The organism is Rhizobacter sp. Root1238 (assembly GCF_001425825.1).
Classification (GTDB): Bacteria; Pseudomonadota; Gammaproteobacteria; order Burkholderiales; family Burkholderiaceae_C; genus Rhizobacter.
Map to the genome: position 1 here is coordinate 42968 of NZ_LMDM01000034.1, position 24652 is coordinate 67619.

24 protein-coding genes are annotated in these 24652 nt (G+C 69.8%); 2 read left to right on the forward strand and 22 right to left on the reverse strand.

Annotated elements, in window-relative coordinates; all coding sequences use genetic code 11:
- Positions 1-7: 7 nt before the first annotated feature.
- From ASC98_RS21520 to ASC98_RS21530, 3 genes are all read right to left on the reverse strand, one after another.
- On the reverse strand, positions 8-799 hold the full coding sequence (locus ASC98_RS21520) for an enoyl-CoA hydratase/isomerase family protein (protein WP_056815492.1): 792 nt from the start codon (positions 797-799) through the stop codon (positions 8-10).
- A gap of 58 nt (positions 800-857) precedes the next feature.
- Complete coding sequence (locus tag ASC98_RS21525) at positions 858-1487, reverse strand: DUF4410 domain-containing protein (protein WP_056815495.1); 630 nt, start codon at positions 1485-1487, stop codon at positions 858-860.
- Between the two features lie 173 nt (positions 1488-1660).
- Positions 1661-3268: a carboxyl transferase domain-containing protein gene (locus tag ASC98_RS21530; protein ID WP_056815498.1), complete on the reverse strand. Its 1608-nt coding sequence runs from the start codon at positions 3266-3268 to the stop codon at positions 1661-1663.
- Positions 3269-3390: 122 nt separating this feature from the next.
- On the opposite strand from ASC98_RS21530, the gene ASC98_RS21535 reads away from it, so the two are divergent.
- The gene (locus ASC98_RS21535; RefSeq protein WP_056815500.1) at positions 3391-4425 is read left to right on the forward strand and encodes an AraC family transcriptional regulator; all 1035 of its coding nucleotides are present in this window, start codon (positions 3391-3393) and stop codon (positions 4423-4425) included.
- A gap of 8 nt (positions 4426-4433) precedes the next feature.
- On the opposite strand, the gene ASC98_RS21540 is transcribed toward ASC98_RS21535, so the two are convergent.
- The 4 genes from ASC98_RS21540 to ASC98_RS21555 all read right to left on the reverse strand — a co-directional run bounded on the left by ASC98_RS21540 (position 4434) and on the right by ASC98_RS21555 (position 9427).
- Complete coding sequence (locus tag ASC98_RS21540; RefSeq protein WP_056815503.1) at positions 4434-6581, reverse strand: alpha/beta hydrolase domain-containing protein; 2148 nt, start codon at positions 6579-6581, stop codon at positions 4434-4436.
- A 91-nt stretch (positions 6582-6672) separates the two neighbouring features.
- Positions 6673-7653 (reverse strand): tripartite tricarboxylate transporter substrate binding protein, encoded by a 981-nt coding sequence (locus ASC98_RS21545; RefSeq protein ID WP_056815508.1) that lies wholly within the window; start codon positions 7651-7653, stop codon positions 6673-6675.
- Positions 7654-7667: 14 nt separating this feature from the next.
- Positions 7668-8063, reverse strand: a complete 396-nt coding sequence (locus tag ASC98_RS21550; RefSeq protein ID WP_056815510.1) for a hypothetical protein — start codon at positions 8061-8063, stop codon at positions 7668-7670.
- Positions 8060-9427, reverse strand: a complete 1368-nt coding sequence (locus ASC98_RS21555; protein WP_056815513.1) for an acyclic terpene utilization AtuA family protein — start codon at positions 9425-9427, stop codon at positions 8060-8062. Before ASC98_RS21555 ends, ASC98_RS21550 begins: the two co-directional genes overlap by 4 nt.
- Before the next feature lie 117 nt (positions 9428-9544).
- Between ASC98_RS21555 and ASC98_RS21560 the strand changes: the two genes are divergently transcribed.
- Positions 9545-10498: a LysR family transcriptional regulator gene (locus ASC98_RS21560; protein ID WP_056815516.1), complete on the forward strand. Its 954-nt coding sequence runs from the start codon at positions 9545-9547 to the stop codon at positions 10496-10498.
- Positions 10499-10510: 12 nt separating this feature from the next.
- Here ASC98_RS21560 and ASC98_RS21565 read toward each other — a convergent pair whose 3' ends face one another.
- The 15 genes from ASC98_RS21565 to ASC98_RS21635 form a co-directional block, all read right to left on the reverse strand.
- Positions 10511-11116 (reverse strand): 2-hydroxychromene-2-carboxylate isomerase, encoded by a 606-nt coding sequence (locus ASC98_RS21565; RefSeq protein ID WP_056815519.1) that lies wholly within the window; start codon positions 11114-11116, stop codon positions 10511-10513.
- On the reverse strand, positions 11113-11715 hold the full coding sequence (locus tag ASC98_RS21570; RefSeq protein ID WP_056815522.1) for a GNAT family N-acetyltransferase: 603 nt from the start codon (positions 11713-11715) through the stop codon (positions 11113-11115). The genes ASC98_RS21565 and ASC98_RS21570 overlap by 4 nt, the downstream gene beginning before the upstream one ends.
- 31 nt (positions 11716-11746) lie before the next feature.
- Positions 11747-12142: a hypothetical protein gene (locus ASC98_RS21575; protein ID WP_056815525.1), complete on the reverse strand. Its 396-nt coding sequence runs from the start codon at positions 12140-12142 to the stop codon at positions 11747-11749.
- A gap of 6 nt (positions 12143-12148) precedes the next feature.
- The gene (locus tag ASC98_RS21580) at positions 12149-13009 is read right to left on the reverse strand and encodes a DUF1016 N-terminal domain-containing protein (protein WP_056815527.1); all 861 of its coding nucleotides are present in this window, start codon (positions 13007-13009) and stop codon (positions 12149-12151) included.
- 4 nt (positions 13010-13013) lie between these two features.
- Positions 13014-14144, reverse strand: coding sequence for an acyl-CoA dehydrogenase family protein (locus tag ASC98_RS21585; RefSeq protein WP_056815530.1), 1131 nt, complete (start codon positions 14142-14144; stop codon positions 13014-13016).
- 30 nt (positions 14145-14174) lie between these two features.
- Positions 14175-14840, reverse strand: a complete 666-nt coding sequence (locus tag ASC98_RS21590) for an SDR family oxidoreductase (RefSeq protein WP_056815533.1) — start codon at positions 14838-14840, stop codon at positions 14175-14177.
- Entirely contained in the window at positions 14837-15577 is a 741-nt protein-coding gene (locus ASC98_RS21595; RefSeq protein WP_235581347.1) for a DUF72 domain-containing protein, read from the reverse strand. The genes ASC98_RS21590 and ASC98_RS21595 overlap by 4 nt, the downstream gene beginning before the upstream one ends.
- Positions 15578-15624: 47 nt before the next feature.
- The gene (locus ASC98_RS21600) at positions 15625-16803 is read right to left on the reverse strand and encodes an acetyl-CoA C-acyltransferase (RefSeq protein WP_056815538.1); all 1179 of its coding nucleotides are present in this window, start codon (positions 16801-16803) and stop codon (positions 15625-15627) included.
- The gene (gene bioF, locus ASC98_RS21605; protein WP_056815541.1) at positions 16796-18004 is read right to left on the reverse strand and encodes an 8-amino-7-oxononanoate synthase; all 1209 of its coding nucleotides are present in this window, start codon (positions 18002-18004) and stop codon (positions 16796-16798) included. The genes ASC98_RS21600 and bioF overlap by 8 nt, the downstream gene beginning before the upstream one ends.
- Positions 18001-18672 carry a dethiobiotin synthase gene (bioD, locus tag ASC98_RS21610; RefSeq protein WP_056815545.1) on the reverse strand — a complete coding sequence of 224 codons (672 nt, stop codon included), beginning with the start codon at positions 18670-18672 and terminating at the stop codon, positions 18001-18003. Before bioD ends, bioF begins: the two co-directional genes overlap by 4 nt.
- Before the next feature lie 220 nt (positions 18673-18892).
- Positions 18893-20197, reverse strand: coding sequence for an adenosylmethionine--8-amino-7-oxononanoate transaminase (bioA, locus tag ASC98_RS21615; protein WP_056815548.1), 1305 nt, complete (start codon positions 20195-20197; stop codon positions 18893-18895).
- Positions 20198-20205: 8 nt separating this feature from the next.
- Positions 20206-21990: a bifunctional isocitrate dehydrogenase kinase/phosphatase gene (gene aceK, locus ASC98_RS21620; RefSeq protein ID WP_056815551.1), complete on the reverse strand. Its 1785-nt coding sequence runs from the start codon at positions 21988-21990 to the stop codon at positions 20206-20208.
- A gap of 13 nt (positions 21991-22003) precedes the next feature.
- On the reverse strand, positions 22004-22681 hold the full coding sequence (gene can / locus ASC98_RS21625; protein WP_056815554.1) for a carbonate dehydratase: 678 nt from the start codon (positions 22679-22681) through the stop codon (positions 22004-22006).
- A 47-nt stretch (positions 22682-22728) separates the two neighbouring features.
- On the reverse strand, positions 22729-23415 hold the full coding sequence (locus ASC98_RS21630; protein WP_082542003.1) for a peptidase E: 687 nt from the start codon (positions 23413-23415) through the stop codon (positions 22729-22731).
- A gap of 37 nt (positions 23416-23452) precedes the next feature.
- Positions 23453-24610, reverse strand: coding sequence for an ABC transporter substrate-binding protein (locus tag ASC98_RS21635; protein ID WP_056815559.1), 1158 nt, complete (start codon positions 24608-24610; stop codon positions 23453-23455).
- Positions 24611-24652: the final 42 nt, after the last annotated feature.

Genomic DNA, 24652 nt, shown 5'->3' on the forward strand with positions numbered 1-24652 from the left:
CGCGGGCTCAATCCGGCGCCAGCCACGACGGCTTGCGCTTGGCCAGGAAGGCCTGCACGCCCTCGCGCCCTTCGTCGCTCGCGCGGATGTCGGCGATGCGGCGCGCGGTGTCCTCGCGCAGCGCCGCCGTGATCGGCTGGCCGGCGATGTCCTGCACCAGCCGCTTGCAGGCGCGTGCCGCCATCGGGCCGTTGGCGACCAGCGCGGCGACGATCTCGTCGACCTTGGCGTCCAGCGCATCGGCGGCACAGACCTCGTGCACGAAGCCGAGCGCATGCGCCTGCGTGGCCGTGAAGCGCTCGGCCGTCACCAGGTAGCGGCGCGAGGCCTGCTCGCCCAGCGCGCGGATCACGTAGGGGCTGATGGTGCCGGGCAGCAGGCCGAGCTTCGCCTCGCTGAGGCAGAAGGCAGCCGCGTCGGACGCCACCAGCACGTCGCACACCGCGGCCAGGCCGACGCCACCGGCATAGCAGTCGCCGTGGACGCGACCGACCACCGGCACCGGGCAACTCCAGATCGTCCACAGCATGTCCGCCAGCGCCTGCGCGTCGGCGCGGTTCTGCTCCCAGCTGTAGTCGGCCATCGCGCGCATCCACGCCAGGTCGGCGCCGGCGCAGAAGGCCTTGCCGTGGCCGCCCAGCACGATCGCGCGCAGGCCGGTGTCGGCACCCAGCGTGGCGAAGGTGTCCCGCAACTCGGCAATGACGCCGTCGTTGAAGGCGTTGCGAACGTCGGGGCGGTTCAGCCACACCGTGGCCACATGGGCCGATGGTCGGCGGATGTCGAGGGTGGCGCTCATCACACCGCGCCCTCGGATCCGGGAGCCGGCTGCCATCCCGGCAGCCGGGCTTCAACGCTCAGCGTTGCGCGGTGGCGGCCGGAGCAGCCGGTGCGGGCGCCGAGGAAACGGCCGCAGGCGGCGTCTCGTCCGCCGGCTTGACCGCGACAACCAGCTTCTCCAGTTCGGCAACCGTCATCTCGGAGAACTTGTCGTAGAGCCAGTTCATGCGCAGGGCTTCCTGACCGCCGCCCAGGCCGCCGAAGGCATAGCTCGCCTCGACCTTGAAGCTGGCGACCGGCTTGCCGGCGGCGTCCAGCAGACGGACCGTGCCGTTCACGTGGTCGTTGCCCGCCATGAACCCGAGCAGCACGGCGGCGACCGACGAGCGCACCCGGATGTCGGTCACGGTGATCTCGACCTGGTGCGTCGCCGTCGGCCCGATGAGGCTCTTGTCCTCGAGGCGCCGCCGCATGTTCGCCGCCAGCTCGTCCCGGTTGAACTGGCGGTTGTCCTCCTGCTGCTTGGTCGCCTCGGGCGACAGCCGCGCCACCACCTTCACCACACCCGGCACGCGCGCCGTCGTGGCAGGCAGCGATTGCGCGTCGTCGCGCTTGATCGTTCCCGCGCAGCCGGCCAACATCGCCACCACCAGACCCGCGAACGCGATCCGCCATGCGCCAGCGGCGCACTTGTTCCAGTCTTGCATCTCCGACCTCCGTGTTATTGAGCCGCGGATGGTAGAGACAGATCGTGAATGCCAAGCCGGCATCCCCAAAGAGAAGGACGGCGGGCGTGAAGAACTGCCCGGCGCGCCGGAGGTCGGGGGCGGAAGTCATGCGCGTGTAGTCGCTTCTGCAGGGAGCATCCATGCCATCGCCCTCACATCCGGAACACGCCGAACTTCACGTCCGGGATCGGCGCGTTCAGGCTCGCGCTGATCGCGAGCGACAGCACGCGGCGGGTGTCGGCCGGGTCGATCACACCGTCGTCCCACAGCCGCGCGCTCGCGTAGTACGGGTGCGCCTGCTGCTCGAACTGGTCGAGCACCGGCTGCTTGAAGGCGGCTTCCTGCTCGGCGCTCCAGCTGCCGCCCTTGGCCTCGATGCCGTCGCGCCGCACGGTCGCCAGCACGCTCGCGGCCTGCTCGCCGCCCATCACCGAGATGCGCGCGTTCGGCCACATCCACAACAGCCGCGGGTCGAACGCCCGGCCGCACATGCCGTAGTTGCCGGCGCCGAAGCTGCCGCCGATGATCACGGTGAACTTGGGCACCTGCGCGGTCGACACCGCCGTCACCATCTTCGCGCCGTGCTTGGCGATGCCCTCGGCCTCGTACTTGCGGCCGACCATGAAGCCGGTGATGTTCTGCAGGAACACCAGCGGGATCTTGCGCTGGCAGCACAGCTCGATGAAGTGCGCGCCCTTCTGCGCCGATTCGGAGAACAGCACGCCGTTGTTCGCGACGATGCCGACCGGCATGCCGTCGATGTGCGCGAAGCCGGTGACCAGCGTCGTGCCGTAGCGCGCCTTGAACTCCTCGAACTCGCTGGCGTCAACGATGCGGGCGATGATCTCGCGCACGTCGAACGGCTTGCGGGTGTCGGTCGGGATCACGCCGTGCAGTTCGCTCGCATCGAACAGCGGCTCGCGCGGCGCGATGCAGCGCAGCGGCACATCTTTGCGCCAGTTCAGGTGCGCGACCGCGGTGCGCGCGATCGCCAGCGCATGGGTGTCGTTCTGCGCCAGGTGGTCGGCCACGCCGGACAGGCGCGTGTGCACGTCGCCGCCGCCCAGGTCTTCGGCGCTGACCACCTCGCCGATGGCCGCCTTCACCAGCGGCGGGCCGGCCAGGAAGATCGTGCCCTGGTTCTTCACGATGATCGATTCGTCGCTCATCGCCGGCACGTACGCGCCGCCGGCGGTGCACGAGCCCATCACCACCGCGATCTGCGGGATGCCCTGCGCGCTCATCTGCGCCTGGTTGAAGAAGATGCGGCCGAAGTGGTCGCGGTCGGGAAACACCTCGTCCTGGTTCGGCAGGTTCGCGCCGCCGCTGTCGACCAGGTAGATGCACGGCAGCCGGTTGGCCTGCGCGATCTCCTGCGCGCGCAGGTGCTTCTTGACCGTCATCGGGTAGTAGGTGCCGCCCTTCACCGTCGCGTCGTTGCAGACGATCATGCAGTCGACCCCCGACACGCGGCCGATGCCGGCGATCAGCCCGGCGCCCGGCGCATCGTCGTTGTACAGGCCCAGTGCGGCCAGCGGTGCCACTTCGAGAAACGGCGTGTCGGGGTCGAGCAGCATCTCGACCCGGTCGCGCGGCAGCAGCTTGCCGCGTGCCAGGTGCTTGGCGCGCGGGCCGTCGCCGCCGCCCTGCGCGATGCGCGCCAGCTTCGCGTTCAGGTCGTCGACCAGCACGCGCATCGCCGCGGCGTTGGCCTTGAAGTCTTCCGAGCGGGGGCTGAGCTTGGACGCAAGGGCGGGCATGGAGTCTCCTGGGCGCGCGGTCGCCGGCGCCGCGCTGGGCGAAGTCTAGGCCTGCGCAGCATACGCAGCCGGGGGCCGCATCGGCGGCCATGCAGGTTGCAAATCGTGCCAGACTTGCCGGCATGCCCCGAGCCACGCCCCCCAAGCCGCCTCCGCTGCGCGGCAGCCGCACCGCCGCCACGCCGATGGCCTTCGTGCGTGCCGTGGTGCTGGCGTACGAACGCTACGGCGTCGATCCGCGCGGCGCGCTGCAGCAGGCACAAATCACGCCAGCCGAACTGCGGCGCAGCGAGGCCCGCATCACCGCCGCGCAGATGGAAGCCCTGTGCGCGTTCGCGATGCAGGAGCTCGACGACGAAGCGCTCGGCTGGTTCTCGCGCAAGCTGCCGTGGGGCAGCTACGGCATGCTGTGCCGGGCCTCGATCACATCGCCGACGCTCGGCGTGGCCTTGAAGCGCTGGTGCCGGCACCACCGGCTGCTGACCGACGACCTGGTGCTCGACCTGGCGGTGGACGGCCCGCTCGCGACCATCACGCTCGACGAGCACCGCCGCTTCGGCGCGCTGCGCGAGTTCTGCCTGGTCACCAGCCTGCGCTACCTGCACGGCTTCGCGTGCTGGGCGGTCGATTCGCGGATCGCGCTGCGCGATGCGCGCTTCCCGTTCGCCGCGCCGCCGCACCGCGACGTCTACCCGGTGCTGTTCCCCGGCGCGGTGCAGTTCGACGCGCCGCAGGCCGGCTTCAGCTTCGACGCGCAGGACCTGGCAATGCCGCTGCGGCGCGACGAACGCGCGCTGCAATCGATGCTGCAGCGCGCGCTGCCGCTGACGGTGCTGCCCTACCGGCGCGACCGGCTGCTGGCGCGCCGCGTGCGCGAGCTGCTGCGGCAGGATGCCGCGCGGCTCGGCACCGCGGATGCGTTGGCGCAGGCGCTGAATCTTTCAGTGCGCAGCCTGCACCGGCAGCTGAAGGACGAAGGCGTCGGCCTGCAGGCCTTGAAGGACGAGGTGCGGCGCGACCAGGCCTGCGAGCTGCTGCTGCGCACCGACCGGCCTGTGAAACAGGTCGCGCAGGCGGTCGGATTCGACAACGACAAGAGCTTCGCGCGGGCGTTCAAGCAGTGGACCGGCAAGTCGCCGCGCGAATTCCGCAACTAGCACCCGGGCTACGGCAGCACGGCCGTCGCGGTGGCCTGCTGAATGCGCAGATCCGCATCCCGCTGCAACAGGAAGCGCTGCGCGACCAGCCCGTTCGCTGCCGCGGTGACCGCGCCGACATAGCCGGCCTGGTTGCCATACAGCGATTCCAGCGACGGCCGCGCATCGCCCGCCGCGAGCCGCGCCGCCTCGGTCGCGTGGAACGGCAGGTAGCTGCCGGTCAGGCTGGTCAGGTCGACCATGCCCGGCGTCGCGAGGTAGTTGAACTCGATGCTGGTGCCCAGTGGCGCCTGCACCTCGACACCGCGGATGCCGGCGGTCGGCATGCCGGTGGCCGCATCCACCTTCGGCACCAGGATCGCGTAGTCGGTGCCGGCCAGCGGCGGCAACTGGGTCGCGATGCCGCTCTCGTCCTGCGGCACATACTGCGGACCGAAGTCGAGCACGCGGTAGCCGTTGAACCAGCCGCGGTAGCTGAAATCGGGCACCGCGGTGGCCACGTTGCCCACCGGCCAGCTCAGCCCCTTGATCGCCGGGAACACCAGCTGGTCGGGCCGCACCAGCGTGCCGGCGGCGATCGACGGCACCTGGCTCGGCGGCGGTGCGGTGTCGTGCACCACCCAGTCCTCCAGCGCGATGAACAACGCGCGGAAGGTGTCGGTGTGGTGCGCCACCGTGCCGCGCGGGTAGACGCTGTTGGTCGGCGCGTACAGGATGCTCGCGGTGCCGCCGGCGCCGCCGTGCTGCGTCGCGGTGTAGTAGTAGATGCGAGCGTTGTCCGGCTGCGCCAGGTCGGCGAAGCCCCAGGCGTCGGTCAGCACCGGCGAGCCCTGCAGCTGCCAGAACTCGGTGCCCGACAGGCCCAGGAAGAACTTCGGGCAGGTGTTGGTGGCGGCGCAGCGCGTCATCACGCCGCCCTTGCGGCCGGTGAGCGGGTCGACGTAGTCCTTGCCGAGCGCGCGCGGCGCGGTCTGGCCGAACGCGGTGTGGTCGGTGCGGATCGCGCCGCCGCCGCCCGGCACCGCGAAGCGCGTGTTGATGTTGGTCTGGCGCGCGGCCACGTGGGCATACAGGCCGTCGAACACCTTGCTGCCGTCCAGCGCCTGGTTGAAGCCCAGGTGCAGGAAGGTCTTCATCGCGTTGCCCGACTGCGAGGTGCCCTGTCCGATCGCATGCGTGATGCGGCCGGCCAGCGGGTTGGCCGTGCCGTCGGCATCGGTCGCCTGGTGGCGGAAGAAGCCCACCGTGTCGCGCAGCGCGGCCAGGCCCAGGCCCATCACCTTCGGGTCCTTCGCGACGTAGACCAGCTCGTACAGGTACGCCGGGTCGAAGCCGCCCTTCAGGCAGACCTTGCTGCCGTCCGGCGTGCCGGGGAACGGATGGGCCGCGGCGTCGCAGGCCGCGAACTTCCAGTCCGACGGCGCGATCGCGACGCGCGCATCGGTGTCGTTCAGCCGTCGCGTCAACGAATAGCCGGGCAGCGTGTTGTCGAGGCTGGCCGGTGCGTACGGAATCATCGTGCCGTTGAAGACGCCGCCGGGCAGCGTCATCACCGGTGTCGCGGCCGCGGGCACCAGCTCGCTGCGGTAGGTGCCGGTGATGGCCGAGCCGTCCTTGTTGACAGCCACCGGCACCGTGAGCGTGAGCCGCGCCGCGCTGCTCTTCGGCACGTCGCCCTGCCAGGCCGAATACAGCAGCACGTAGCCGCGTTCGAAGAACACCGCGTCGCTCGGCACCGCCGCCGGGTTCGGCATCGTCAGGATGTTGCCGCGGTTCGGCGCGTCGTAGCGCAGCACGCCGCTGGCCTTGCCCATGTCCTTCGGCTTCAGCAGCACGAACTCGGCGCTGTACTCGACCATGCCGCGCGCATTGACCGGCGCGAGCGCCAGGTCCTGGATGACGGCGTTGTGCGCGTCCTTCGGATCGACCTCGCCGCGCAGCGTGCCGCTGAGTTTCTCGTAGGCGCCGACGCTGCCGTAGCTGCCGGCGACGTCTTCGGTGGCGGTGATGCTGAGGTGGACCTGCGGCGTGGCCGATGCGGGCGCGGGGGCAGGCGCGGCTGAAGTGCCATCGCTGCCACCGCAGCCGGCCAGCGAGGTCGCCAACGAGGCCGCCAGCGCGAGCGCCGCCAGCCGCCTGGAATCGAAGCGTGTCATGTTGTCTCCTGTCGGTTGAAAAGGCTCCGCCCCGGGGCGCTCTGGCGGCGCCCGCTGCAGGGAGGCGAAGGGATGCGCCGAAGCGCTGGAATCACTCGGGTTCGATGCCGGCGGCCTTGATGACCTTGCCCCACTTCTGGGTCTCGGTCGCCTGGAAGGCGGCGAGTCCCTCCGGCGTGGTCGTGAACGGCACCGAGCCGCTGTTGTCGAAGAAGCTCTTCGCGGCGGCGCTGCCGGTGCCGGCCACCAGCAGCTCGCGCAGCCGCTGCACCACCGCCGCGGGCGTGCCGGCCGGCACATAGGCCGCGAACCAGTAGCCCATGTCGTAGCCCTTCACGCCGGCCTCGTCGATGGTCGGCACCTCGGGCAGCAGCGTCGAGCGTTGCGCGGTCGAGATGCCGAGCGCACGCAGCTTGCCGGCCTTGACCTGCGGCACGCCGGTGGAGGTGTCGGTGATCATCAGGTCGATCTGGCCGCCGAGCAGGTCGGTGATCGCGAGCGGGTTGCTCTTGTACGGCACGTGCAGCAGGTCGACGTGCGCCATCTGCTTGAACAGCTCGCCGGCGACGCGGCTCGACGAACTGCCGCTGCCGAAGCTCAGCTTGCCCGGCTGCTGCTTCGCCGCGGCGAGCACGTCGGCCACGGTTTTGTATGGCGAGCTCGCATTCACCACCATCACCTGCCCGCCCTTGCCGAGCCCGGTGACCGGCACGAAATCCTTCACCGGGTCGTACGGCAGCTTCTTGTAGAGGTGCTCGTTGGCCGCGTGCGTGGTGTTGGTGGTGATCAGCACGGTGTAGCCGTCGGGCGCGGCGCGGGCCACGCTCTGCGCCGCCAGCATGCCGCTCGCGCCGGCCTTGTTGTCGACGACGACCGCCTGCTTCGTGTCGACGGTGATCGACTGGCCGAGCGCGCGCGCCAGCTGGTCGGTCGCGCTGCCGGCCGCGAACGGCACGATGAAGGTGATCGGCTTGGCAGGCCAGGCCGGGGCTTGCGCCTGCGCAGCGAGCGGCAGGCCGGCGAACGCCGAGAGCGCCAGCGCGGTCGCGAGCAGGGAGCGGTACTTCGTCATCGTTTGTCTCCGGTTCATAGGTTGGATTCGTCGGGATCGAGCGGTGGCCCGGCCAGCAGCGGCACGAGGTCGCGTGGCACGCGCAGCGGCAGTTCCAGCAGCAGGAACGACAAGGCCTTGCCGTGGCCGTCGAGGTTCAGCGCACCGTTGACGCCGCCGTCGAGCACCTCGTCGAGCACGAAGTTCATCGCATGCAGCTTCGGCAGCAGGTGGCGCACGATGCGGCCGGGCCGGCGGTGCGCGAACTGGCCGCGCACCGCGTCTTCATCGATCTGTTCGACCAGCAGCGCCCACAGCTGCGGATGCCAGGCGATCAGGCTGATGTTGGCGCGGTCGCCCTTGTCGCCGGTGCGCGCATGCGCGGCGCGGTAGAGCGGCACCACGAGGTCGCGGTCGTGATCGATGCTCATGCCGCACCCGCCTCGGTCGGCAGCAACGCGAAGGCGGCATCGACGCGCTCGCGCGGCACGCTGCAGCTCGCGATGCCGAGGCGGCGCCGCAGCGCGGTGCGCACGCCGCCGCCGCCGGCCGGACCACAGGTGTAGAGGGCGGTCACCTCGCGTGCGAGGCGCTCGGCCTGCCGGCGCTCGGCATGCTGCAGCGCGACGCGCAAGCGCACGTCGCGGCCGTCGTGCCCGACTGCGTGGCCTTGCCAGGTGCCGGCGTCGTCGCCGAACACGCTGCTGACGCCGATCAGGTCCGCACGCAGCGTCCCCAGTCCGTGCAACCGCTCCCGCAGCACCTCGGCCGCGAGCCGCGCACGCGCCTCGGCGCGCGGGCCGGCGTACGAGATCTCGCCTTCGGCCAGCCAGCCGGTCTCGTGGCAGACGTTCACCTTCAGCTGCGCCGGCCGCGCATGGCCGCGCACGCCGCTGAGCCGCACGCGGTCGGGGCCGAGCTGCTGCACCTGCGCGTCGCCGATGTCGGCGACCACGTCGGGCGTCAGGTACGCGAAGGGGTCGTGCACCTCGTAGAGCAACTGCTCCTTCACGGTGTGCTCGTCGATGCGGCCGCCGGTGCCGGCTGGCTTCGTGATGACGCAGCCGCCGTCGGCGTCGATCTCGGCGATCGGGTAGCCGAGCGTCGCGAGGCCCGGCACGTCCTTGTAGCCCGGGTCGGCGTAGTAGCCGCCGCTGACCTGCGCGCCGCATTCGAGCAGGTGCCCGGCCATCGTGGCGCCGGCGATGCGGTCCCAGTCGTCGCGCGCCCAACCGAAGTGCGCCAGCGCCGGCCCGACCGTCAGCGACGGATCGGCGACCCGGCCGCAGACGACGATCTCGGCGCCGGCCAGCAGCGCATCGGCGATCGCCTCGGCGCCGAGGTAGGCATTGGCAGCCACGACCTGCAGCCCGTCGCCCTGGCGGCCCAGCGCATCGAGCAGCAGGCCGCGGTGCGCGTCGCCGGCGAGGTCGTCGCCCGACACCACTGCGATGCGCGGCATGCGCAGGCCGAGTTCGCCGGCCAGCGCCGCGATGCGCCGTGCGGCGCCCGATGGGTTGGCCGCGCCGAAGTTGCTGACGATGCGCACGCCGCCGGCCAGGCAGCGCGCAAGCACCGGCCGCAGCAAGTCGTCGAGCAGCGGTTCGTAGCCGCCCTGCGGATCGTCGTGGCGCGCCAGCTGGGCCAGTGCCAGCGTGCGCTCGGCCAGCGTCTCGAAGATCAGCACGGCCGGGCCGCCGGCGGCGATCAGCGCGTCGACGACCGGGCCGGCCGCATCGGTGCGGTCGCCCGAGAAGCCGGCGGCGCAGCCGATGCGCAAGGGGGTGCGATTCATGTGTCTCCTGCTGGCGCGGTCATGGCCGCGCGTCTGGTGTCAAGCCTGGTGGCGACTGTAGGCAGCGGCGATTAATATGGGAATTCGCTTTTTTCGATGAGTTGATCTGCAATGCAAATGAATGTGTCGACCCGCCAGCTGCGCGCCTTCGTGCTGCTGGCCGCGCAGCGCAACTTCACCCGCGCCGCGGCGGCGATGCACCTGTCGCAGCCGGCCTTCAGCGCGCTGATCCGCCAGCTCGAAGAGGCGCTCGGGCTGCGGCTGTTCGACCGCAGCACGCGCTCGGTCGAGCTGACGGCCGAGGGCCGCGAGTTCGAGCTGTCGGCGCGCCGCGTGCTCGACGAGTTCGACGGCGCGCTGGCCGGCGTGCGCGACCAGGCCGCGCGGCGGCGCGGGCGGGTGTCGATTGCGCTGCTGCCGTCGCTCGCCGCCGGCTGGCTGCCGCCGGTGCTGGCCGAGTTCCGCACCGCGTACCCGGGCATCGAGCTGCAGGTGGCCGATGTGTTGTCGGAGCCTTGCATCGAACTCGTGCGCAGCGGGCAGGCCGACTTCGCGCTCGCGGCGACGCGGGCCGAGACGCCCGAGCTGCGCGCCGAGCCGTTCTGCAGCGACGACTTCCACCTGGTGTGCCCCGCCCGCCATCCGCTGGCGAAGCTCGCCGAGGTGCGGCCGAAGGACGTCGCGGCCTGGCCCTTCATCCACCTGTCGCGCACCTCGAGTGTGCGGCAGTACCTCGATGCCGCGACCCATCCGCAGGTGATGAACGCGGTGCTCGAAGTCGACCAGCTGGCCACCGTGATGGGCATGGTGCGCGCGGGGCTGGGCGTCAGCATCGTGCCGTGGCTGACGCTGTTCCACTTCAAGGCGCCGGGGGTGGTCACGCGGCCGCTGGCGTGGGCCGGGCTGCAGCGGCAGCTCTACCTGGTGCGGCGGCGCGACCGCGGGCTGTCGGTGGCGGCGCAGGGGCTGTACGAGTGGGTGATGGCGCGACCGCCTGAAGGCACGAAGGCAGCGACCAGGATCGGCCGCGTTCCTGCCGTCACCCGCAGGAAGCCGACCCGCAGCCCGTGATCCGGGGCTTGATCAGAACGGTCCGCGCTCCAGCCAGCGCTCGATCTGCGGACGCCGGTCATTGCCCCAGAACGGCTCGCCATCCAGCACGAAGAACGGCGCGCCGAACACGCCGGCCGCAACCGCCGCGTCGTTGACTTCGCGCAAGCGGTTCTTCCAGGCCGGATCCGTCCAGACGCGCTCTGCGCCGCCGGGTTCGAAGCCGAGCTGGGCGGCCAATCCGGCCAGCGCGGCGGCATCGCCGAGATCGGTGCCTTGCGTGAAGTACGCGCGCAGGCACAGGCGGGCCCAGGCCACCGCGCGTGCCGGGTCGTCGGCGTGCAGGAACCAGAACACCCGTGCCGCGTTCTGCGTCGCGATCGGAAACTTCGCCGGGATCGCGAGTGGCACGCCGGCGAAGCGCGCCGAGCGCTCGAAGTCGTGCAGCGAGTACTCGCGCTTGATCGGGTGCGAGACGGGGCTCTTCAATTCGGCCGCCTGGAACACCGCGCCGAGCATCACCGCCTTCCATTCGACCGTGCGGCCGTGGCGCGCGGCCAGCGCCTCGATCCATTCGGAGGCGATGTAGGAGTACGGGGACGAGAAGTCGAAGTAGAAGTCGATGGGGGTGGCGTTCATGGCAGAAGTGACTCCGGTCGATCGCGGGCGACGAGGCCCAGGTAGTCGTCGAGGCCCGAGCTGCCCAGCGGCTTCACGAGGACCCTGACGGCGTGGCTGCTGTCGCCGAGCTGTGTTCCCGTGCGGCGCCGGACTTCGACATAACCCTGCCGCTCCCAGAAACGCTCAGCCCGGGTGTTGCCGACGACGGCGCCGAGGCGGATCCACAGCGCGCCCTGCGCCTTCAGCCAGGCTTCGAGAGCTTGGTACAACGAGGGAGCGGTTCCCGACCCGTGGAGCGAAGTGGCGACGATGAACAGGCCGATGTGCCAGACATGGCGTGCCAGCAGGTTCGACGTGATCGATGCCATTGCGATCAAGCCGCCGGTGGGGTCATGGAAGCCGATGATGAAGGCGTCGTCGAACGGCATCCCCGCCGGCGGGCGGTCTTCGAACTCCTGCCGGGCTTCGTCGGGCCGCGGCGGCATGCCGTTGACCGCAACGAAGTAGCCGGGATTGGCGTCGAAGAACGCCTGCAGCGCCGGCAGGTCGGAGTCGGTCAGCTTCCAGCCCGCGGCTCCCGGGGTGGTGAAGAGGCGATGCGATGGTGAGAGTTCCATGTCGCTGCAGATGGCGAGAGGTTCGTCGTTGCTACGCGAGGTCCGTGCGCGACAGGTGCTCGGCCACAACGGAAGCGATCCACAGGCATGCCGCGAACGACACCGAAATCCTCAGCCAGAACACGCGGCTGGAAACCTTGCCGAACTTCTTCTCGATGAAGAAACCGACAACGGCCACCAGCAGGAAGGCGCTGGCGATGGTGAGGCAGGGATCGGGCGACACGTGCCGCAGCGCATGCACCATCACGGCAATCCACAGCAGCAGTTCGGCCAAGTCCTCCATCCGTTCGAGGACGAACAGCGCATCGGCAGACAGCGGCCGCTTCGCCGCCGCCAGGAAGCTGCTGATGAACTTGGAGACGAACGAGGCGAGGTTGGAGCCGATGAAAAAGGCGCCGGCGTAGCTGAGGGTGTGAAGGGCGTTCAAGTCGACTTACCCCAATTCCGGTTTGGCGTCCGACAAGCGTTGCCGTGCATTCGCGATGGATCTGTGCAAGGTCTCTCGCAGGCTCTCTTGCGAAGGCAGCACTGTCAGGTACTCCGCCACATGGATGCCGCTCTTGTCGAGCTCGAGCAACTCGATCTGTTCCTGCTTTTTTCCAGTGCACAAGATGATGCCCAACGGCAAATTTTCCCCAGGTTCCTGCTCATGCTTTGCAAGCCAACGCAGGTACAGCTCCAGGATGGCGTCTTCCAGGTCCTTTTCCAGGTAGCGGTCGTTGAGCCCCAGGAAGTCGAGCAGGTACGGATCTTTCAGCAACACCGCCGGCGTCGGCTGCTGCTCGTGCCGCAACGCATCGAGATCGTGCCGGATCGTTTCGTCGGGCTTGCGGCTCAGGGCGGAACGCTCGTACAGCAGCGACTGCATGCGATCCTGCAACTGGCGGGAGGACCAGGTTTCAAGACGACACAGCTCGATGTAGAAATCGCGCTTGAGCGGGTCGTCGAGGTAGATCAGTGACTTCAAATGGGTCCAGCTCAATTGTCTCCGCAGTGCGGAGACAGTTGATTCCTCCGGAAAAACCTGCGCAAAGCGAACCATGTGGTGCATGTTCTTCGCAGAAAACCCGCGACCACAGTCAACGGTCAATTGTCTCGCCAGCGCGGAGACAATCTCCTCGCCATACCCGGCGCGTTGGCTGCCCAGAATCTCGCGATGGACGCGCCGGCCGACCTGCCAGTACAGCCAGGTCAACTCGGCGTTGACGGCCGCCGCCGTTCGCAGGCGGGCCTGCGCGATCAGTTGGCGCACTTCGGCGATCAACGCAGCAGGCGCAGTGGACAGGCTGGTCATTCAATCACCCCGCCAACGCCCGCCCGATCAGGATCTTCTGCACATCGCTCGTGCCTTCGTAGATCTGGCAGACCCGCACGTCGCGGTAGATGCGCTCCACCGAAAAATCGCTGACGTAGCCATACCCGCCGTGGATCTGGATCGCCTCGCTGCACACGCGCTCGGCCATCTCGCTCGCGAACAGCTTGCCCATCGCCGCCTCTTTCAGGCACGGCAGGCCGGCATCCTTCAACCGCGCGGCATGGTGGATCAGCTGCCGCGCCGCCTCGATCTGCGTCGCCATCTCGGCCAGCCGGAACTGCAGCGCCTGGTGCTCGAAGATCGGCTTGCCGAACGCGACCCGCTCCTTCGCATAGCGCAGCGCCGCCTCGAACGCCGCGCGCGCCATGCCCACCGCCTGCGAGCCGATGCCGATGCGCCCGCCCTCCAGCCCCGACAGCGCGATCTTCAGCCCCTGCCCTTCATCGCCAAGACGGTTCGCCGCCGGGATGCGGCAGTTCTCGAACAGGATCTGCGCGGTGTCGCTCGCATGCTGGCCCATCTTGTCTTCGAGCCGCGCCACCACGTAGCCCGGCGTCGAGGTCGGCACGATGAACGCGCTGATGCCCTTCTTGCCGGCCGCCTTGTCGGTCACCGCCATCACGATCGCGACGTCGCCATGCTTCCCGCTGGTGATGAACTGCTTCACGCCGTTCAGCACGTAGTGCTCGCCGTCGCGCACCGCGCTCGTCTTCAGCCCGTCGGCCTGCGAGCCGACATGCGGCTCGGTCAGGCAGAACGCGCCGAGCATCTCGCCGCGCGCCAGCGGCATCAGCCACAGCGCCTTCTGCGCATCGTCGGCCCAGGCCATCAGGATCGAGCACACCGGGCAGTTGTTGACGCTGACGATGGTCGACGTCGCGCCGTCGCCGGCCGCGATCTCCTCGAGGATCAGCGACAGGCTCAGGTAGTCGAGCCCGGCACCGTCCCATTCGGTGGGCACCGCGACGCCATAGCAGCCGAGCTCGGCCAGGCCGCGCAGCTCGTCCTGCGGAAAGTGGTGCTCCTTGTCCCAGCGGGCAGCCTGCGGGGCGATGCGGTCCTGCACGTAGGCGCGCACGGCGTCCTGCACCGCGCGGTGGTCTTCGGTCAGCATGGGGTCGTCTCCTCGTGTTCTTCTTCAGTGTCACCAGGCCAGCGGCTGGTGGTCGTGGTTCAGGAAGCTGCCGTTCTCCGACGGCTGCAGCGCGGCCAGCGTGCGCCGCATGTCGGCCACGCTCTGCTCGACGCCGATGTCGGCCGACGCGCCGCCCATGTCGGTGCGCACCCAGCCCGGATGGAACGCGACGCAGGTCGCGCGGCCCTGCAGCGAGAACGACACGTCCTTCAGCACCGAGTTCAACGCCGCCTTCGATGCGCGGTACAGCCAGCTGCTGCCCGAGCTGCGCAGCCCGATCGAGCCCATCCGCGACGACAGCACCGCGAGCCTCGCGCCGGGCGCGAGCGACTCCATCACCTGCGGCAGGATGCGCATCGCGCCGAGCACGTTGGTGTGCATCACCGTGTCGAAGTCGGCTTCGCTCGGCGTCTGCGGTGCGGCCAGCCGCGGCCCGGTGACGCCGGCGTTGACGATCACGACGTCGAACGCCTGCCCGTCGATGCGCCACGCCAGGCCCGAGGCGCTGGCGGTGTCGGTCACGTCGAGCGCGAAGGCTTCGGCGCCCAACTGCTGCAACCGAGCGATGCCGGCGTCGTCGCGCGCGGTCGCGGTGACGCGCGCGCCGTCTTCGCGGTACTGGCGGACGAATTCGAAGCCGATGCCGCGAGACGCGCCGATGATCAGGATGTTCATGGGGAGGTGAGTGTCTGCAGCTGCAGGGCGTTCGGCAAGGCCGCGCCCGACGCCGTGTTGTCGAAGATGCACCAGCGGTCCGCAGGGGCCGGCCGTTGCGAGAGTTCCTGCGCACGTTCGCGCAGCCAGTCGGTGTCGTAAGCGGACCAGTAGACCCGCGGCGAGCCATGCCAGCGGTGATAGAGCACCGCCGGGCGACGCGCCTTCGCGGAACCTGTCCAGCCACCGGGCTCGCCCGCATGCGGCCACTTCGCGGGGTCGGCGGCCGCGCGCGAGACTTCGCAACGCTCCAGCAGCTCGTCGGCCTGCGGCGTGAACCAGCTGAGGTGCCGCGGTTCGCAGACGATGGCACCCCCGTAGGCTTCGCCGAGCCGCTCGAAGAACCGGCCCGCCACCTTGTCATCCAGCGCGAGCGACGGCGGCAACTGCACCAGCGCGACAGCCCACTTGCCGCCCAGCCCGTCGGCTTCGTCGACAAACGCCGCCAGCAACTCGTCAAAGCCCTCCAGCCGGCTTTCGTGCGTGATGCGCTTCGGCACTTTCACCGCAAAGCGAAAGTCGTCGGGCGTGCTGTCGGCCCAGCGCGCATAGGTCGGCATCCGGTGGGGGCGGTAGAACGACGAGTTGATCTCGACGCAGTTCATCCGCCGCGCATAGCGCTCGAGGTGCGTTCCTTCGCCGGGCATCGCGTCAGCGAGCGCGGCGGGGATCGACCAGCCCGCGGTGCCGATGCGCACCGGTGCCGCTGCCGGTGCGGGCACAGGCGTCCGCGGCGCCTTGCGCGTCAAACCAGCTCCACCGCCATGGCCGTCGCCTCGCCGCCACCGATGCACAGCGCCGCGACGCCGCGCTTCAGCCCGCGCTTGCGCAGCGCGCCCAGCAGCGTGACGACGATGCGCGCGCCGCTCGCACCGATCGGGTGGCCCAGCGCGCAGGCGCCGCCGTGCACGTTGACGATCTCGTGCGGCAGCTTGAACTCGTGCATCGCGGCCATCGTCACCGCGGCGAAGGCCTCGTTGACCTCCCACAGGTCGACGTCCTTCGCGGCCCAGCCGGTCTTCTTCAGCACCTTGTCGATCGCGCCGATCGGTGCCGTCGTGAACCAGTTCGGCGCCTGCGCATGCACCGCGTGCGCATGGATGCGCGCGAGCACCTGGCTGCCCAGCCGCTTCGCGCTGCTCTCGCGCATCAGCACCAGCGCCGCGGCGCCATCGGAGATGCTCGACGCATTCGCCGCGGTGATCGTGCCGTCTTTCTTGAAGGCCGGCTTCAGCGTCGGGATCTTGTCGAGCTTGGCCTTGAACGGCTGCTCGTCGAACTTCACGACGGTGTCGCCGCCCTTGCCCGCCACCGTGACCGGCGCGATCTCCCAGTCGAAGCTGCCGTCTTCGTTGGCCTGCTTGCTGCGCTGGGTGGACGCGATCGCGAACGCATCCTGCGCCTCGCGGCTGAACTGGTACTTGGCGACGCATTCCTCGGCGAACACGCCCATCGCGCGGCCGCGGTCGTAGGCATCCTCCAGCCCGTCGATCGCCATGTGGTCGAACATCTGCGCCGCGCCGTAGCGCACGCCCTTGCGCGCGAACATCAGGTGCGGCGCGTTGGTCATGCTCTCCATGCCGCCGGCCACCATCACGTCGACGCTCCCGGCCTTCAGCATGTCGTGCGCGAACATCATCGCGCGCATGCCCGAGCCGCACATCTTCGACAGCGTCACCGCGCCGGCCGATTGCGGCAGCCCGGCCCCGAGCGCCGCCTGGCGCGCCGGCGCCTGGCCCTGGCCGGCCATCAGGCAGTTGCCCATCAGCACCTCGTCGACGGCGTCGCCGGTGATGCCGGCGCGCTGCACCGCGGCCTGGATCGCGATGGCGCCGAGCTGGTGGCCGGCCAGCGCGCTGAAATCGCCCAGCAGGCCGCCGATGGGCGTGCGGGCGGCGGACACGATGACGATCGGGTCAGACATGGGGGTCTCCTTCAGGGTGGGGTGAACAGGTTCTACGCCTCTCGGCGATCTCTCGCAATGCATGCAGCAACCGATCGACCTCGGCCTCGGTGTGCGCTGCCGACAAGGTGATGCGCAGCCGCGCGGTGCCGGCCGGCACGGTCGGCGGACGGATCGCCGGCACCCACAGCCCGCGCTCGCGCAAGGCCGCGGCCATCTCCAGCGCCTCGGCATTGCCGCCGAGGATCAGCGGCTGCACCGGCGTCGGCGACGGCGGGTTGGCCCACGGCAGCTCGGCCAGCCCGGCGCGCAGCCGCTGCACCAGTGCCATCACGTGCGCGCGGCGCTGCGGCTCGCGCTGCATCACGCGCAGGCTCTCGCGCAGCGCCTCGGCCTGCATCGCCGGCATCGCGGTCGCGAAGATGTAGCTGCGGGTGCGCTGCAGCAGCCAGTCGATCAGCGTCGCATCGCCGGCGACGAAGGCCCCGGCAACGCCGGCCGCCTTGCCGAGCGTCGCCATGTAGACGAGCCGTGTCGACTGCAGCCCGAAGTGCGCCGCGCTGCCGCGGCCGTCGGGCCCGAGCACGCCGAAGCCGTGCGCATCGTCGACCAGCAGCCAGGCATCGTGGCGTTCGCACAGCGCCAGCAGTTCGGGCAGCGGCGCAAGGTCGCCGTCCATGCTGAACACCGCATCGGTGACGACCAGCTTGCGCTCGGCGGTCGATGCGGCCAGCCGTTCGGCCAGTGCCGCCAGGTCGCCATGCGGGTAGACCGCGATCTGCGCGCCCGACAGCCGCGCACCATCGATCAGGCAGGCGTGGTTCAGCGCATCGCAGAACAAGGCGTCGCCACGCCCGACCAGCGCCGGCAGCAGGCCGACATTGGCCGCGAAGCCGGCATAGAAGCTCAGCGCCGCCGGCAGGCCGACGAAGGCGGCCAGCTCGCGCTCCAGCGCGTCGTGCGCCTCGGTGTGGCCGCAGACCAGCGGCGATGCGGTCGCGCCGACGCCGTACTGCTGCGCGGCGCGCTGCGCGGCCGCGACCAGGTCCGGGTGCTGCGCGAGGCCGAGGTAGTCGTTGCTGCAGAACGCGAGCAGCGCTTCCCCGTCGACCACCATGCGCGGCCCGTCGACCTGCTGCACCACGCGGCGGCGCCGGCGCAGGCTCTGCCCGTCCAGCGCGTCGAGCTGCGCGGCCATCTCGCCGAGGTCGAAGGCGTTCATCGGGCGATCCAGTGGCGCAGCATGTCCTGCGCGTTCGCGTGCGGCTGGTGCGGCAGTTCGGCCCACAGCGGGGCGTCGATGCGATCGCGCAGCGTCGCGATGTTCTCGTCGGCGGCGAGCATCGCCGGGTCGACGCGGTTCGCGACCCAGCCGGCCAGCCGCAGGCCGCGGGCGCGAATCGCCTCCTGCGTCAGCAGCGCATGGTTCAGGCAGCCGAGCCGCAGGCCGACCACCAGCAGCACCGGCAGCTCGAGTGCCTGGGCCAGGTCGGCGCCGGTCTGCGTGTCGTTCAGCGGCACCAGGAAGCCGCCGGCGCCTTCGACGACCACCGCATCGGCCAGCGCCGCGAGGTCGCGGTAGCGCCGGCCGAGTTCGCAGATGTCGATCTGCACGCCGGCGGCGCGCGCCGCGAGGTGTGGGGACATCGGCAGCGGCAGGCAGTACGGGTTGTCGAGCTCGCGCGGCACCGCGACGGTGGCGACGGCGCGCAGCGCGAGCACGTCTTCGTTGTCGTCGCCGTGCGGCGTCGCGACCGTGCCGGCCGCCACCGGCTTCATGCCGACGACGCGCTTGTGCCGGCGTCGCAGGTCGAGCATCAGCGTGCAGCTGACGAGGGTCTTGCCGACGCCGGTGTCGGTGCCGGTGACGAAATAGCCTTCGACGCTCATGTCATCTCCGCCGTTTCCGTTCGCCCTGAGCCTCGCTCCCCCCGTTCGCCCTGAGCTTGTCGAAGGGTCGGGCTGAGCCTGTCGAAGCCCTGCTCGCAAGCCAGGGAGCTGCCGCGCCGCTCCGGACACGACCCTTCGACACGGGCCTTCGACAAGCTCAGTCCCTGCTCAGGGCGAACGGGCGTGCGCTGCTCGACGCGAACGGGGTGGGGGTCGAGCCTCATGACGTGCACTCCTGCAACGCGGCAAGCGCGCCTGTGGCCAGTTGCTCGCACGCCGCCTCGTCGATCACGTACGGCGGCATGAAGTACAGCGTGCTGCCGATCGGCCGCAGCATCAACCCGTGGCGCAGCGCGGCCGCGTGGTAGCGGCGCGCGAACAGCGGGTCGCTGCTGTCGATGTCGAACGCCCACACCATGCCGAGCCGGCGGCTGCGCAGCACCGCCGGGTGCGCGCGCAGCGGCTCGCACAGCGCGTCCATCCGCGCCGCGGTGGCGGCGTTGTGCGCCATCCAGTCGCGCTGGCCGAAGATCTCCAGCGTCGCGAGCGCGGCGCGGCAGGCCAGCGGGTTGCCGGTGTACGAATGCGAATGCAGGAAGCCGCGCGCGGTGCTGTCGTCGTAGAACGACGCGAACACCTCGTCGGTCGTCAACACCGTCGACAGCGCCATCGTGCCGCCGGTCAGCCCCTTCGACAGGCACAGCAGGTCCGGCAGGATGCCGGCCTGCTGGTGCGCGAACAGGCTGCCGGTGCGGCCGAAGCCGACCGCGATCTCGTCACACACCAGGTGCACCTGGTAGCGGTCGCACAGCACGCGCAGCTCGCGCAGGTACGCCGGGTCGTGCATCGCCATGCCGGCGGCGCACTGGATCAGCGGTTCGACGATCACCGCGGCAATCTCGTCGTGGCGCGACTCCAGCACCGCCTGCAGCGCCTGCGCGCAGCGGCGCGCCACGTCGGCCGGCGTCTCGCCCGGCAACGCGCCGCGCGCGTCGGGGCTCGGCACCGTCGCGCTCAGCCGCACCAAGGGGCCGTAGGCGTCGCGGAACAGCGGGATGTCGGTGACCGACAGCGCGCCCACCGTCTCGCCGTGGTAGCCGCCTTCGAGCCCGATGAACTTCGTCTTGCCGGGCCGGCCACGGTTGCGCCAGTGGTGGGCGCTCATCTTCAGCGCGATCTCGGTGGCGGCCGCGCCGTCGCTCGCGTAGAACGCATGGCCCAGCCCGGTGAGCTGCGCCAGCCGCTCCGACAGCGCGACCACCGGCTCGTGCGTGCAGCCAGCCAGCATCACGTGGCACAGCGTGTCGAGCTGCGCATGCAGCGCCGCGCGCAGGTGCGGATGGCCGTGCCCGAACAGGTTGACCCACCACGAGCTGATGCCGTCGAGGTAGCGGCGGCCGGCGCTGTCGACCAGCCACACGCCATCGGCGGCGGCCACTTCGAGCAGCGGCTGCGTCTCGTGCTGCTTCATCTGGCTGCACGGGTGCCACACCGCAGCGCGGCTGCGGTCGTTCAGTGTCGTCATCTCGCGTGTCATCCCGGGTTCTGCTGCGCGGCGCGCAGCCGCCGCTGGTTCTTGAAGCGCTTGGCCGGGTCGTACGGGAACACGTCGTGCACATGCCCGGCCTGGATGCGCTCCTTGCGACGCTGCCAGAAATCGGCATCCAGCAGGTCGGCATGGTGTTTCATGAACACCTCCCGCACGCCCGGGTGGCCGAGCAGGAAGGGGCCGAAGGTCTCGGGGAACACGTCGCGCGGCCCGACCCGGTACCAGACCTCGCCGGAGAGTTCTTCCTCTTCGGTGCGTGCGGCCGGCACGCGCCGGAAGCTGCAGTCGCTCAGGTACTCGATCTCGTCGTAGTCGTAGAACACCACCTTGCCGTTGCGCGTGACGCCGAAGTTCTTCCACAGCATGTCGCCGGGGAAGATGTTGGCCGCGACCAGGTCCTTGATCGCATTGCCGTACTCGATCACCGCATGCTCCATCTGCTCCGGCGTGGCCTCCTGCAGGTAGATGTTCAGCGGGATCATCCGGCGCTCGATGTAGACATGGCGGATCACCAGGTCGTCGCCGTCCTCTTCGAGCAGGCTGCCGCAGAAGTGCTTCAGCTCGGCCACCAGCTCGTCGTCGAAGCGCACCCGCGGGAAGGCCACGTTGCTGTACTCCAGCGTGTCGGCCATGCGCCCGACGCGGTCGTGCTGCTTGACCAGCAGGTACTTGCTCTTGATCAGTTCGCGCGTGGTTTCCTTCTGCGGCGGGTAGAAGTCCTTGATCACCTTGAACACGTACGGGAACGACGGCAGGTCGAACACCAGCATCACCATGCCCTTGATGCCGGGCGCGATGCGGAAGGTGTCGCTGCTGTGGCGCAGGTGCGCGAGCAGGTCGCGGTAGAAGATGTTCTTGCCCTGCTTCTGCAGCCCGAGCGCGCTGTACAGCTCGGAACGCGGCTTGCGCGGCATCAGCGTGCGCAGGAACTGCACATACGCCGACGGGATCTCCATGTCGACCAGGAAGTACGCCCGCGCAAAGCTGAACAGCATCAGCAGGTCGTCTTCGCTCAACAGCACGGTGTCGACCGTGAGCCCCTTGCCGCCGGCGCTGTGCAGGATCGGCAGCGCGAACGGCGTCTCGCGGAAGCCGTTGATCACCTTGCCGACCGCGTAGGCGCCCTTGTTGCGGAAGAACAGCGAGCTCAGCACCTGGATCTGGAAGTTCGCGCGCGGCCGGAAATCGCCCATCTGCTCGTTCACCGCGGCCAGCACGTGGTCGATGTCGCGCTCCAGGTCCTCGAACTCGCTGTCGAGCTGGAAGTTGTGCACCACGCGCAGCAGGGTCTCGCGCAGCGTGTCGCGCGTCGGGTAGTACGCGCGGTAGGTCGGCTGCGACGCCGGCTCGTCGTTCTCGATGTACTCGGTCGACACCGCCGGGCGCACGAAGATGAAGTCGTTGTTGAAGTAGCTGCGGTGCAGGATCTTCGTCGTGACCGAATTGAAGAAGGTCTCGGCAAGCTCCGGCTGGTGGTGGTTGGTCAGCAGCCCGATGTAGTGCAGCTTGGTCTCCTGCCAGACCTCCATCGACAGCGTGCCGGCCTGGAAATCGTGCTGCAGCCGCTCGACCGCCTCGTCGACGCGCAGGTCGTAGAACTCGATGCGCTCGCGCTGCGCGCGCTGCTGGCCGTGCCAGTCGGCCGCCTCGAAGCGCTGCTTGGCACCGGCGCTGGCCGCGCGGAACAACCGGTAGTGCCGGTTGAAGCCGTCGAGCATCGCCTGCGCGATGCCGAACGCGCGCGCGTCGGTGAGGGCCTGCGGGAACATCGGGCGCGCCTCGTCAGCCGGTGACGGCCCCGATGGAGGCGTAGCGCGACTGCAGGCCGGCCAGCGCCGCTTCGTACGCCGTGCCGACCTGATCCGGGCCGGCGATGGTGATCTTCATGTCCTGCAGCAGGCCGTTGTACAGGCCGTAGAACCAGCCGTGGATGACCAGGTCCTGGCCGCGCCGCCAGGCTTCTTCGACGACGGTGGTGTGGCAGACGTTGCGCGCCTGCTCGATCACGTTCAGCTCGGACAACGCGTCGACGCGGCGAGATTCCTGCACCGTGTCGAGCCAGGCCTGGTGCTTGTTGCGCACGTCCTTGACGTGGCTGATCCAGTTGTCGGCCAGGCCGACGCGCCGGTCGTGCAACGCCGCCGCGACGCCGCCGCAGCCGGAATGGCCGACCACGATGATGTGCTTCACCTGCAGCATGTCGGTGGCGAACTGGATCACCGACAGGCAGTTCAGGTCGGAGTGCACCACCACGTTGGCGACATTGCGGTGCACGAACAGCTCGCCCGGCGCCAGGTCGACCAGTTCGTTGGCCGGCACCCGGCTGTCGGCGCAGCCGATCCACAGGTACTGCGGCGCCTGCTGCTTCAGCAGCCCGGTGAAGAAGCCCGGCGAGCGCGCTTCGGTGCGCTGCGCCCACAGGCGGTTGCTGTCGAGGAGTTCTTGCAGGTGGGTGGTCATGATGTTGCAGTGCAGCGAAGACGCGGCAGTGTAAGCAGTTGCTGCGGTCAGGGCAGCAGCCGGGTTTCGAGCGCTACCGGTTCGCCGTCGGTCCAGCGGTGGGCGCGTTTGCCGCCGACCGAGCAGACCGCTTCGACCAGCCGCCCCTGCGCATCCAGCCGCACCGCGGCGCTGTCGTCGCAGGCCAGGCAGTCGCCGGCGTGGGCGCGCGCCGCCTGCTCGACCAGCGGCCGGCGCCACGATTCGCCGTCGTAGTGCGGGCAGAAGCAGCCGGTGGCCAAGCCGAGGCCTTGCTGGACCCCACCGCCGGGCACGCTGTCGGTGACGTAGCGGTCGAACCAGCAGTTCGCGCCGGCGCTGATGCCGGCCAGCACGCCGCCGGCGTCGAGCAGGTCGGCGAAAGCGGCCGGCAGGTCGTAGAGCTGCCACACCGCGAGCATCGCCGGCGTGTTGCCGCCGCCGACGTAGACGACGTCGCTCGCGAGCACTTCGGCGCGCAGGTCGAGCGTGCGGTCGAACGCGAACAGCGGCAGGTGGCGGGCCTCGCAGCCGAGCTTCGCGAAGGCCTTGTAGAAGCGCAGCAGGTAGTCGGGGCTGTCGCCGCTGGCGGTTCCGACGAAGCTCACGCGCGGGCGCGGCCGGCGGGCGAGCGTGAGGAGGTAGTTGTCGAGACGGGGGTTGTCCGGCTCCATCGAGAAGCCGCCCCCGCCCAATGCCACGATGTGTCCCGTCATGCCCACGCTCCCGCGGGGCACGATGCGGACCCCGTCGTCAGTTGAGGATCTTGCCGTTCGCGCCGAACATCGCGAAGTTCACGTAGTGCGAACCCGGCTTGTCGTTGACGCTGAAGTCGAGCGTGTAGCCGCCGACGTCGATCGCGCTGGCGGCGTTCAGCGCCGCGGTCACCGCAGCCGGCGTCAGCGAGCTGCTGGTCTCGAGCACCTTGACCAGCGCCTTCGCGGCGATGAAGCCTTCGATCGAACGGGCCGACAGGTCGGGGTTGTTCGACGCGGCCTTCAGCTGCATGTACTCGCGCACCACCGCCAGGTTGCTTTGCTGCAGCAAAGGCAGCACCACCGAGAACGCATAGCCGCGCGCACGCTCCGGGCCGAGCGCCTTCAGCAGCGCATCGGTGTCGATGATCGACATGCCGTACAGGATGCCCTGGCCGCCCTTCGCGGCGTACTGCTTGACGAACTCGATGCCGGCCGCGGTGGTCGCGCCGAGGAACACCACCTGCACCTTCGAGTCGATGATCTCGGCGACCGACTTCTCGACCTGCACCGTGTTGCGCGGGTAGCCGCTGGCCACGGCCAGTTCGATGCCATGCGTCTGCGCGGCCGCTTGCGCACCGGCCAGCACGTCCTTGCCGAGGCCGTCGTCCTGGTAGACCAGGCCGACGCGCTTCACGCCGACATGCGACAGCTGGTCGAACAGGCGGCCCACTTCGTCGTGGTAGCTCGCCTTCACGATGTGCATGCCCGGCGCCTTGACGACCGTCGCCGCACCCGACACCGCGCCCACCAGCGAGGTCTTGGTCTGCGTGTAGACGCCGTCCTTGGCCAGCGCCTCGAGGTTGGCGGTGCCCACCGTGCTGATCATCGCGACCGGTGCTTCGGCGGCGATCAGCTCGCGCGTCAGGCGCACGCTGTCTTCGGGCTTCTGCGCGTCGTCGCGCGTCACCAGCTTGATCGGCCGGCCGCGCACGCCGCCCTTCAGGTTCACCGCGTCGAAGTACAGCTTCGCGCCGGCGTTCATCGCCTTGCCGGTCACGGCCTGCGGGCCGCTGAACGGCGCGACCTGGCCGATCACGATCGGGTCGGCGGCCAGCGCCGCAAACGGAGCGGCCAGCGTGGCGGCCAGCAGGCCGGTGACGGCCAGCGCGTGCAGGCGAAACCGCTGCACCGCGGTAGTCGATTTGGTTTCCATCAGATAGTCCGGTCTGGCGCGAACGGCGCCGTGTGGTCGCTA

Coding starts and splice junctions, on each gene's coding strand:
- ASC98_RS21580 (WP_056815527.1), bottom strand. CDS start 13,009: ATGACCAGCCTGTCCACTGCGCCTGCTGCGTTGATCGCCGAAGTGCGC.
- ASC98_RS21520 (WP_056815492.1), bottom strand. CDS start 799: ATGAGCGCCACCCTCGACATCCGCCGACCATCGGCCCATGTGGCCACG.
- ASC98_RS21535 (WP_056815500.1), top strand. CDS start 3,391: ATGCCCCGAGCCACGCCCCCCAAGCCGCCTCCGCTGCGCGGCAGCCGC.
- bioD (WP_056815545.1), bottom strand. CDS start 18,672: ATGAGCGTCGAAGGCTATTTCGTCACCGGCACCGACACCGGCGTCGGC.
- ASC98_RS21590 (WP_056815533.1), bottom strand. CDS start 14,840: ATGAACATCCTGATCATCGGCGCGTCTCGCGGCATCGGCTTCGAATTC.
- ASC98_RS21565 (WP_056815519.1), bottom strand. CDS start 11,116: ATGAACGCCACCCCCATCGACTTCTACTTCGACTTCTCGTCCCCGTAC.
- ASC98_RS21630 (WP_082542003.1), bottom strand. CDS start 23,415: ATGACGGGACACATCGTGGCATTGGGCGGGGGCGGCTTCTCGATGGAG.
- ASC98_RS21525 (WP_056815495.1), bottom strand. CDS start 1,487: ATGCAAGACTGGAACAAGTGCGCCGCTGGCGCATGGCGGATCGCGTTC.
- aceK (WP_056815551.1), bottom strand. CDS start 21,990: ATGTTCCCGCAGGCCCTCACCGACGCGCGCGCGTTCGGCATCGCGCAG.
- ASC98_RS21635 (WP_056815559.1), bottom strand. CDS start 24,610: ATGGAAACCAAATCGACTACCGCGGTGCAGCGGTTTCGCCTGCACGCG.
- can (WP_056815554.1), bottom strand. CDS start 22,681: ATGACCACCCACCTGCAAGAACTCCTCGACAGCAACCGCCTGTGGGCG.
- bioA (WP_056815548.1), bottom strand. CDS start 20,197: ATGACGACACTGAACGACCGCAGCCGCGCTGCGGTGTGGCACCCGTGC.
- ASC98_RS21555 (WP_056815513.1), bottom strand. CDS start 9,427: ATGAATCGCACCCCCTTGCGCATCGGCTGCGCCGCCGGCTTCTCGGGC.
- ASC98_RS21585 (WP_056815530.1), bottom strand. CDS start 14,144: ATGCTGACCGAAGACCACCGCGCGGTGCAGGACGCCGTGCGCGCCTAC.
- ASC98_RS21540 (WP_056815503.1), bottom strand. CDS start 6,581: ATGACACGCTTCGATTCCAGGCGGCTGGCGGCGCTCGCGCTGGCGGCC.
- ASC98_RS21570 (WP_056815522.1), bottom strand. CDS start 11,715: ATGGAACTCTCACCATCGCATCGCCTCTTCACCACCCCGGGAGCCGCG.
- bioF (WP_056815541.1), bottom strand. CDS start 18,004: ATGAACGCCTTCGACCTCGGCGAGATGGCCGCGCAGCTCGACGCGCTG.
- ASC98_RS21550 (WP_056815510.1), bottom strand. CDS start 8,063: ATGAGCATCGATCACGACCGCGACCTCGTGGTGCCGCTCTACCGCGCC.
- ASC98_RS21560 (WP_056815516.1), top strand. CDS start 9,545: ATGAATGTGTCGACCCGCCAGCTGCGCGCCTTCGTGCTGCTGGCCGCG.
- ASC98_RS21600 (WP_056815538.1), bottom strand. CDS start 16,803: ATGTCTGACCCGATCGTCATCGTGTCCGCCGCCCGCACGCCCATCGGC.
- ASC98_RS21530 (WP_056815498.1), bottom strand. CDS start 3,268: ATGCCCGCCCTTGCGTCCAAGCTCAGCCCCCGCTCGGAAGACTTCAAG.
- ASC98_RS21545 (WP_056815508.1), bottom strand. CDS start 7,653: ATGACGAAGTACCGCTCCCTGCTCGCGACCGCGCTGGCGCTCTCGGCG.